This is a genomic window from Streptomyces viridosporus (genome assembly GCF_002078235.1).
GTDB classification, from domain to species: Bacteria; Actinomycetota; Actinomycetes; order Streptomycetales; family Streptomycetaceae; genus Streptomyces; species Streptomyces viridosporus.
The window spans coordinates 1-7,269 of sequence record NZ_MSGP01000196.1 but is presented as its reverse complement, the minus strand read 5'-3'; the positions used below and the strand labels follow the sequence as shown (position 1 = coordinate 7,269).

The window sequence follows — 7,269 nt, the reverse complement described above, 5'->3', positions numbered from 1 at the left end:
CACCCAGACCGCCAACGTCCGCTCGATGCGCCTCGCGGCGAAGGGTCCCGGTAGTACTCGGACCCCGGAAGGAGTGCCCGGAGAACTGAGCCGAATGTGAGGCCGGGTCAGGGCGCCCCGAGCCCTGACCGGGCCGCTCCGCTTGACACTCAGGGCACCTCGGGGCCGTCGTGGAAGGTGCCGTCCGGGGCGTAGGGCCAGGCGTTGGAGACGCAGCCGTTCAGGCCTTTGATCTGCTGCATCATCACCGGGGCCGGCTCGCCGAGCCCGGGGCATCCGCGGTGGCCGTAGCCGAGCCAGTGCCCGACCTCATGGTTGATGACCAGTGCCCGGTACTCCTCGGGCGGTCCGTCGAATTCGGGTGAACCGAGCTGCCAGCGCTTGAGGTTGACCGCGACCGTCCGGTCGACCCGGCAGTTGAGCTCGCCGTGGGTGTCGAGGCCGCCGGTCGCGCAGATGGCGTCGGCGGTGCTCGGCGTGGCGATGCGGATCACCAGCGCGGCGCTGCCGTCGGCGACCTGCCGGAAGGCGACGTCGCCGCCGTGCGACCAGCCCTGTTCATGGTTCAGGATCGCGGCGATCTGCTCGGCGGCTTCGTCGGGGTCGACACCGATGCCGTCCTCGACCTCCACCCGGTACGGTCTGCCCGCCCTGGTGTTCTCCACTCCGGCGGTGGCGACGGTGAAGGTACCCGGACCGGACTCCGGCACGGACGTCGGGGCGGTAGTCGGAGTGTGCGTCGGGCTCGGGGTGGAGCTTGGCGCGTGGGCTCCCCGGGCGACGACGGTCGGTGTGAGGACCGGGCCAAAGCGGTCGGGCAGCCCGGGTATGTCCGGGAGTCGTTCGACGGAAGCCAGGTAGGCCGAAGCGGCACCAAGGGCCAGAAGCGTGATGGTGGCGGTTATCCGGCGGCGGCGCCGGGCAGCCTGGTGGGCGCATGCCCTGGAGCGGGCGGCGGGAGACGAGCCGGCACGGCGCACGTCTGTTCTGTTGCTCACCTGGAAACTGCCACCTGCCTTATGTCGAGCATGAGTTCTCGTCCGGTTTCGTCAAAGGCTGTCGGCACGCGGCGCCCCGGCAGCCCGCCGGAGCGAGGACGGGTCAACCCGCCGACACCAGAGCCGGCCGGGGCTTGTCGGTCGGCGCTGCGGCCGGGGCGCGCCACCAGCGGCGGGACGCCAGTGCGGCCAGGACGGCGCCGGTGGCGTTGACCAGTACGTCGTCCACGGAGGACACCCGGTCCAGTTGCAGGACGTACTGGAGCGTCTCGACCAGGACCGAGCAGCCCGCCCCGAGCGCCAGGATCCGCGGCACCGACGCCAGCGCGGTGAACCGCATCGGGGCGAAGAAGCCGAGCGCCGCGAACACCAGCAGGTTGCCGAGGATCCCGAGCAGCCCCATCGTGAGCAGGTCCACCACCGGGACCAGGCTGTAGCGGCCGGGGACCTCACCGGCCCGCGCGCCCGGCATCAGGATCAGCCACACCCACGGCACCGTCCCGTGGACCAAGCCGACCTCGGCCAGCGACCTGCGCCGCGCCCAGGCCGACTCGGTGCCGACGGCCCTCCGGCGGCGCGCCAGGAGCCACACCACCAGCGCGGACAACGGCAGCGCGGCCACCACGCTGAGCACCACACCGTTGAAGGTGAAGAGCCAGGCGTGCCACCCGCCGCGCATGACCAGCGGCACGGACCGCACGAGCAACCGCAGCACGAACACGGCGACCGCCGCACCGGGGATCCCCAGACCGACGAGCACGATCCAGAAGACGATCGTCCTCCGCGCGCGACGGGCCGGGGCTGACAGTGGTGTGTTCTGATCCATGCCTCAACTGAATACGGAGAGATGTTGCGGTGGCGTATGCGCTTTTCGATACGCTCGCGATACACGGAATCCCCCACTTCAAGGAACCGGCGGGCGCGAGCCGGCTGTGGCATCCAGGACGATCTCGCCGCGGCGTTGTGTCAATCGTGAGGGGATGTCCTGCGTCGCTCAGGTCTGGGCGCCGGCCACGGTCGTTGCGGCGCACCACTGCCATGGTGCGGGGACGCTGTGGGCAGTTCTACAGTGATGCGGAGCCCGCCGGCGGAGCGCGGGGTGATGGTGAGCGTTCCGTCGTGTGCGTGGGTGATGGTCTTGACGATGGCCAGCCCGAGGCCGACGCCCGCCTGGTCGGTGTGTACGCGCTCGGTGCCGCGCTGGAACGGCTCGGTGAGCGTCGAGACCAGCTCCGGGGTGACCTGCTCGCCGGTGTTCTCGACAGTGAGCACCACCGTCTTGGGGCGGACGCTGGTATTCACCCACACGGTGCCCTGTTCAGGCAGGTTGTGGACGATCGCGTTCTGCACGAGGTTCATGGTCAGCTGCAGCAGGAGCGCCGGCGATCCGCTCGTGAGGGCGATGTCGCCGAAGGTCTCGATGGTGACGCCACGCTTTTCCGCGAGGGGGAGGAGCGTTTCGGTGGCTTCTTCCGCCACGAGGGACAGGTCGACGTGTTCGCGGGTGAAGGACCGCTGGTCGGCGCGGCTGAGCAGGAGCAGTGCTTCAGTGAGGTCGATGGCTCGGGTGTTGACGGCGTGGAGGCGGTCGATGAGTGGGTCGGTGGCGCGGTTCGGATCGGCGCGGGCCACGTCGAGCAGTGACTTCGAGACCGACAGCGGGGTGCGCAGCTCGTGAGAGGCGTTGGCTGCGAATCTCTGCTGTTCGGCGACGTGTGCTTCGAGCTGCGCGAGCATCGTGTCGAAGGCGTCGGCGAGTTCGCGGAACTCGTCCTTGCGGCCCTGCAGTTGGATCCGGTGGGACAGCGATCCGGCTGCGGCCGTACGGGTGGCGTGGGTGATGCGGTCCAGGGGGGCGAGCATGCGTCCGGCGAGGATCCATCCTCCCAGCAGGCCGAACACCAGGAGGAACGCCATTACTGCGGCTGCCATTGGGGCGAAACCGCGCACGAAGTCGACGCCCGGAGTTTGTCTCCATGCCCCCTCTGGGGTGGTTCGCAGCCACCCCTGTTGCAGGAGAAATACTCCAATGGCGGTGAGCAGCAAGGCACCTGCGAGCATGAGGAATCCGGCGTAGCTGAGGGTGAGCTTGAGGCGGACGCTCAAGCCGGGCTGCCTATCCACGGTCACCACCCCCATGCCCGGCGACGGGTGCTGTGTCGATCCGGTAGCCGACGCCCGGCACGGTGGCGATGACCCAGGGTTCGCCGAGACGCTTGCGCAGCGCCGAGACCGTGATGCGTACGGCGTTGGTGAACGGGTCGGCGTTCTCGTCCCATGCCCGCTCCAGCAGCTCTTCGGCACTGACGACACCGCCTTCCGCGGCAACGAGGACTTCGAGCACGGCGAACTGTTTCCGCGTGAGCGCGACGTAGCGGCCGTCGCGGTAGACCTCGCGGCGGAACGGATCCAGCCGCAGGCCTGCGATCTCTCGCACGGGAGGCCTGGCGTGCGCACGCCTGCGGTCGAGCGCCCTGAGCCGCATGACGAGCTCTTGCATCTCGAACGGCTTCGTGAGGTAGTCGTCGGCGCCGAGTCCGAACCCGGATGCCTTGTCGTCGAGCCGGTCGGCGGCGGTGAGCATGAGGATCGGCATGCCGCTGCCGGAGGCGACGATGCGTTTGGCGATCTCGTCGCCGGAGGGTCCGGGGATGTCGCGGTCGAGGACGGCGATGTCGTAGGTGTTGATGCTCAGCATTTCCAGAGCGGTGTCGCCGTCACCGGCGATGTCGGCCGCGATCGCTTCCAGGCGTAGGCCGTCGCGGATGGCCTCTGCCAGATACGGCTCGTCCTCGACAATCAACACACGCATGTCATCAAGGCTACGAGCCGGCTCATATCGTCGGCGTATCGAAAAACGCATACGTGCCGGCAACACCGCAGTGAGCACCGTGGTACGCCCGGCGAGGCCGACGGCCTCGTCCCCGACGGCGTGACGGTCTTCGATGACGCGATTCCGGCTCTGGCCAACCTCGATCCAGGTCTGCTCAAGGCTCTCCTCCGGGCTGCGACGCCCAGGACCCGAGGATGCAGCGGTGACCGGCAGTGAACGAGGATGCAGCGGTGACCGGCAGTGAGCGAGGACAGACGATGACGCAGGTCGACACGGCGGAGACCGGACAGGGCGGCTCCGGCCGCCGGGACATCGGCTCCGGTGCCGGGCGCGCGGGCATCCGCCGGGCGATACGCGCCGTCTCCCGGCCAGGGCCTGGAAGCGCGGCCGGGTCCTGGCGACTCTGGCGCTGCTGCTCGGCCTGCTCATGCTGCTGCACGCGAAGATCCCGAATCGAATCGGTGGCCTCGGCAGCCTGGTGGAGACCTTCCTGCCGTGGTTCGGCCTGTTCATCCCGGTGCTGCTGGCCGGGGCGCTGTGGCGCCGCTCCGCCTCCGCGGTGGTCGCGCTGCTGCTGCCGGTCACCGCGTGGCTGAACCTCTTCGGTGGGCTGCTCGTCGACAGGTCACAGGCGGGCAGTGACCTGACCGTGGTCAGCCACAACGTCGGCGCCGAGAACCCCGACCCGGCCGGCACCGCCCGCGACCTGGCCGCCTCCGGTGCGGACCTGCTGGCACTGGAGGAGATCACCTCGCAGGCCAAGGGCACGTACGAGAAGGAGCTGGCGCAGGCGTACCCGCACCACACGGTGCGGGGCACGGTCGGGCTGTGGAGCAAGCTGCCGCTGTCGGACACCCGGCCGGTCGACACCCAACAGGACGCCGGGCCGCGTCCACCAGGCCATCACTCGGCTGGCCATTGCTTGCGGCCGCAAGCCCAGAGGGTCGAGACCGAAGTGATCTTCCAGTTCGTGCCGCAGGAGCTCACCGATCTCGGTCCGGCCGGTGCCGGAACCGAGCCGCTGGAGGAGAGGGGTGAGCATGCAGTCGTACTCGTCCTGCACATCGTCAGCGACGCCCACCGGATCCCACTCATTGAGCAGACGCCGCAGGCCGTCCTCGGTGGAGGTGTTCCAGGGTCCCATCGCCCCAGACTGCCACCCAGAACGATCACCATCACCCACCTGCTGATCCAAGCGAAACCGCCTGGAGGTGGGGAGCGTACTTGGCCGCCGGGCCATGCGGGGGCGGGGGCCGTCACCGCGGTCATCGGGGAGCGGAAGGATCGGCGTTCTCGCTTTTTCGTTGCGCGCTTCCCTGGCGCGGATACGTGTCCCGTCCGAAAATACGATTCGATGCAGTGAGCTGTGGAGATGTCGCTCGGTCAGGCGGCGCGGTGATACTGGTTGATCAATCCTCCGAGGATGGATTCTCGTCGGATCCGGTGGTTCTGGAGATCGGCGACGATGGCCGGGGCGGGTGGTTCGGTGCTATCGGGGGATAGTTGCTGCCGGGACTGGTGCGGCCGGTGCTGGATGTACTCGGTCAGCACCTTTACGGAATGGGCCTCGTTGTAGATCAGCACGCGGTCGAGGACCTCGCGGCGCAGGGTGCCCACGGCTCTCTCGCAGATCGCGTTCGCTTTGGGTGCCCGCGGTGGACTGAGCAGGACCTCCACGTCGTCGGCCTCGAAGACGGCGTCGAAGGCGCTGGTTTACCTACTGTCCCGGTCGCGGAGAAGGAAGCGCAGGGAATCCATGCGGCGGTCCAGTGCCATGGCGAGGTTCCTCGCCTGTTGAACGGTCCACTGGGCGGTGGGGTGCGCGGTGACACCGGCGAGGTGGATTCGTCTGGTGTCGTGCTCGATGAAGACCAGGGCGTACAGGCGCTTGAGGGAGATGGTGTCGAGGTGCAGGAAGTCGGCGGCGAGGATGCCGTGGGCCTGGGCGGTGAGGAATTCACGCCAGGGCGGGCCGGAGCGCTGCGGAGCGGGATCGATGCCGGCGGCGCGCAGGATCTCCCAGACCGTGGACGGGGCGATCGAGTAGCCGAGGCGGGCGAGTTCGCCTTGGATCCGGCGGTGGCCCCAGGCGTGGTTCTCCTTCGCCAGGCGCAGGATGAGTTGCTTGATGGTGGGCGCGGTGGAGGGCCGTCCTGGGCGGCTGCGCTGAGGATGCGTCCATTTCCGGGCGACGAATCGCCGGTGCCAGGCCAGCAGCGTGGTAGGGGTGACCGCGAACACCTGACGCCAGCGCTCGCGTGGGATCAGCCGGGAGAGCACGGCGAGCCAGATTCGGTCGGCGGGCTCGTAGCGGACCCGGGCGATCTGGCGGCGCAGCACCGCGTTCTCGTGCCGCAACGCCAGCACCTCCGCATCCTTCGCTACGCGGCTGCGCAGTACGGCAGCGGGCACCGTGATCAGATTCCGGACCAGCGCGGTGACGATGGACAGCGGCATCGAAGGATCGTCGCAGATGCTGTGCCGGCCAGTCCTGTGATCTGGGAACTTCCAGCTCAGGCCCCAGAATCGTGTTTCCGAGCGGGACAGGCGGCCCCGCCACCGAACCAGACGTGGCGCAGAAGGCCGGGATGAGGGACCGTGCAGGAACCCACCCTGGCGTACGGCCTGATGGCACGCATAGGCAGGCGGCCCGGAGAGAACCCGGCCCGCCTTCCTGAACTCCCCCGCGACCCGGTGCAGCGTTCAGTACTGCTCGAAAGCCGTGCTCGCGTCGTCGTCCGCGCCGAAGGCGTCCGCCGCGGCGGTCGGGGCGAAGCCGGGCGGGCTGTCCTTCAGGGCCAGGCCCAGGCCGGCCAGCTTCGCCTTGACCTCGTCGATGGACTTCGCACCGAAGTTGCGGATGTCCAGCAGGTCCGCCTCGGAACGCGCCAGGAGCTCACCCACCGAGTGGACGCCCTCGCGCTTGAGGCAGTTGTAGGAGCGGACCGTGAGCTCCAGCTCCTCGATCGGCAGCGCCAGGTCGGCGGCGAGCGCGGCGTCCGTCGGGGACGGGCCCATGTCGATGCCCTCGGCGTCGATGTTGAGCTCGCGGGCCAGACCGAACAGCTCGACCAGCGTCTTGCCGGCCGACGCCATGGCGTCGCGCGGACGCATGGCCTGCTTGGTCTCGACGTCGACGATCAGCTTGTCGAAGTCGGTGCGCTGCTCGACACGGGTCGCCTCGACCTTGTAGGTGACCTTGAGAACCGGCGAGTAGATCGAGTCGACCGGGATCCGGCCGATCTCCTGGCCCACCTGCTTGTTCTGCACCGCGGAGACGTAGCCGCGACCGCGCTCCACGGTCAGCTCCATCTCCAGCTTGCCCTTGCCGTTGAGCGTGGCGAGGACGAGGTCGGGGTTGTGCACCTCGACACCGGCCGGCGGCGCGATGTCGGCGGCGGTGACCAGACCCGGGCCCTGCTTGCGCAGGTACATCAC

5 protein-coding genes and 2 pseudogenes are annotated in these 7,269 nt (G+C 69.0%); 1 reads left to right on the top strand and 6 read right to left on the bottom strand.

Annotated features, from left to right (window positions below; genetic code table 11):
- Positions 1-149: 149 nt before the first annotated feature.
- The 4 genes from B7L92_RS14510 to B7L92_RS14495 all read right to left on the bottom strand — a co-directional run bounded on the left by B7L92_RS14510 (position 150) and on the right by B7L92_RS14495 (position 3,810).
- The gene (locus B7L92_RS14510; protein WP_255310954.1) at positions 150-710 is read right to left on the bottom strand and encodes a DUF3152 domain-containing protein; all 561 of its coding nucleotides are present in this window, start codon (positions 708-710) and stop codon (positions 150-152) included.
- A gap of 391 nt (positions 711-1,101) precedes the next feature.
- Positions 1,102-1,824: a VanZ family protein gene (locus B7L92_RS14505; RefSeq protein ID WP_081237875.1), complete on the bottom strand. Its 723-nt coding sequence runs from the start codon at positions 1,822-1,824 to the stop codon at positions 1,102-1,104.
- Positions 1,825-1,964: 140 nt separating this feature from the next.
- Entirely contained in the window at positions 1,965-3,122 is a 1,158-nt protein-coding gene (locus B7L92_RS14500) for a sensor histidine kinase (RefSeq protein WP_218030452.1), read from the bottom strand.
- Entirely contained in the window at positions 3,115-3,810 is a 696-nt protein-coding gene (locus tag B7L92_RS14495; RefSeq protein WP_081237871.1) for a response regulator transcription factor, read from the bottom strand. The genes B7L92_RS14500 and B7L92_RS14495 overlap by 8 nt, the downstream gene beginning before the upstream one ends.
- Before the next feature lie 278 nt (positions 3,811-4,088).
- Between B7L92_RS14495 and B7L92_RS14485 the strand changes: the two are divergent.
- Positions 4,089-4,720 (top strand): annotated as a pseudogene (locus B7L92_RS14485) (endonuclease/exonuclease/phosphatase family protein); the annotation flags it as partial.
- Positions 4,721-5,214: 494 nt separating this feature from the next.
- On the opposite strand, the pseudogene B7L92_RS14475 reads toward B7L92_RS14485, so the two are convergent.
- Positions 5,215-6,288: pseudogene (locus tag B7L92_RS14475) on the bottom strand (integrase core domain-containing protein).
- Positions 6,289-6,534: 246 nt separating this feature from the next.
- Positions 6,535-7,269, bottom strand: a 735-nt coding sequence (locus tag B7L92_RS14470; RefSeq protein WP_081237869.1) for a DNA-directed RNA polymerase subunit alpha, incomplete at its 5' end; no start/stop codon positions are given.